Origin of the sequence: Micromonospora sp. MH33, assembly GCF_003013775.1 — a bacterium.
GTDB lineage: Bacteria > Actinomycetota > Actinomycetes > Mycobacteriales > Micromonosporaceae > Micromonospora > Micromonospora fulviviridis.
In genome coordinates this window covers 1-1800 of sequence record NZ_MUYZ01000594.1, presented here as the reverse complement: position 1 = coordinate 1800, position 1800 = coordinate 1, and the positions used below count along the sequence as shown (strand labels likewise).

General features: G+C 67.3%; 2 protein-coding genes. Both read left to right on the top strand.

The window, feature by feature from the left end; translation table 11 throughout:
* Positions 1 to 533: 533 nt before the first annotated feature.
* On the top strand, positions 534 to 932 hold the full coding sequence (locus B0E53_RS40320) for a transposase (RefSeq protein ID WP_281492940.1): 399 nt from the start codon (positions 534 to 536) through the stop codon (positions 930 to 932).
* Positions 844 to 1719: a transposase gene (locus tag B0E53_RS36175; protein WP_281492939.1), complete on the top strand. Its 876-nt coding sequence runs from the start codon at positions 844 to 846 to the stop codon at positions 1717 to 1719. Before B0E53_RS40320 ends, B0E53_RS36175 begins: the two co-directional genes overlap by 89 nt.
* The last annotated feature ends 81 nt before the right edge of the window (positions 1720 to 1800 follow it).

The window sequence follows — 1800 nt, the reverse complement described above, 5'->3', positions numbered from 1 at the left end:
CCAGGTCGATACCCACTCCATACATACCAGTTTTCCCCTCGCCAAGCTTGCCGCAGTTACCATTCACAACGTTGTGGGCTGGTTAACAGCGCATCACGATACGCCGCCGTATTCGGGGCCACAAGATCGTCGGTGCTGGAGATGCTGGCCCCTACCGAGGTGGATGTGGCCATCATGGACGTTCGGATGCCGGTAGGCGCGGACGGTGGACTGCGCACCGCCCACGCGTACCCGAAGTGTATCCCGACGTCGGTCTGCTGCCGACCGGCTACCCGGCGGGATTGACCGGCGCCGACCCCGATGCCGGCCAGTCCCGACGTGGCCTCCACGCCGCCCACCAAGGCGTGGATCCACGACCACCACCGGCCACCCGGCGGCGTGGTGGACACACGCCGTCTAGTAGTGCTTTGTTAGGTGGGCGTGTCGTTGAGTCGTCTGAGGGTTCGGGGTAGTTCGGTTGCGGTGACCCCTGAGGAGCTTTCCGTTGTGCGGCAGCGGCTTGAGTCGTTCGCCGCGGATGTATCACCCCGTTGGTGCGGTCGGATCAGCGGGCGAAGGGTGGGACGTATCTGCGGGGCCTGTTGTTGGACGGGCGGCGTAAGTCGATGCAGCCGATGGCGGATCGGCTGGGGGTGGATCATCAGGGGTTGCAGCAGTTCGTGACGACCTCGACGTGGGACACCACGGCGGTGCGGATGCGGCTGGCCCGCCGGGCGGTCGACGTGGTCGGGCCGGTGGCGTGGGTGGTCGACGACACCGGCTTCCCGAAGGACGGCAAGGGCTCGCCGGGTGTGGCCAGGCAGTACTCCGGCACCCTTGGGAAGGTGCGAACTGCCAGATCGGGTGAGCGTCCACGCGGTCACCGACACCGGGTCATGCCCTCTGGACTGGCGGCTGTTTCTCCCGACATCGTGGGACGACCAAGCCGTTGACGAGGCTGACCGGGCCGGGGTGGCCGCTCGCCGGGCCCGGTGCGGGATACCCGAGCGCGAGCGTCATCGGCCGAAGTGGGTGCTGGTGGTGGAGATGCTCGACGAGTTGGCCGGGCACGGGCTGCGGCCGCCGCTGCTGGCCGCGGACGCCGGCTACGGGGACAACAGTCAGTTCCGCAGTGCCCTGGACGAGCGTGGGATCGGCTGCATCATGCAGGTCAAAGGCGACGCCCTCGCCCACATGCCAGACGTGCGGCCAGTCGAGCGGGTGTGGTCCGGGCGGGGTCGCCCACCGAACCGCACGGAGCCGCGCTACCCGAAGACGGCGGTCAGCCTGGTCGAGCACGTCCGCGCCGCCGGACGCGGCATCGCGGAGACGATCACCTGGCGGGATGGCTCGAAAGGCACGATGAGCTCGCAGTTCGTCTTCCTACGCGTACGTCCGGCCGGGCATCGCGTCGCCCGGGACGCCGACGGTCTCCTACCCGAGCGGTGGCTGATCGCCGGGTGGCCCGATGACGAGGCCGAGCCGGTCAAGTACTGGCTGTCCAGCCTGCCCGCCACCACCAGCCACACCGACCTGGTCCGCTACGGCAAGATCCGCTGGCGGATCGAACACGACTACCGCGAGCTGGTTTCGCGGCGACATGGTCGGCGGGCGGGAGAAAAACTGCAGGTCAAAGAGGTCAACGCGATCAACCGCTGTGCTGGATCAGCCGTTCCTTCGCCGAGCACCGAAACGTTGTCACGAAACCGTCACCCATTAGCGGTGAGGAGCGTGATGTAGCCGCTGGAGTACACGGATGTTGCCGAGTTCGGTCCGAGTGTGACGCGTCCTGCCGGCACCTTTTTGGCGAACACGACGAAG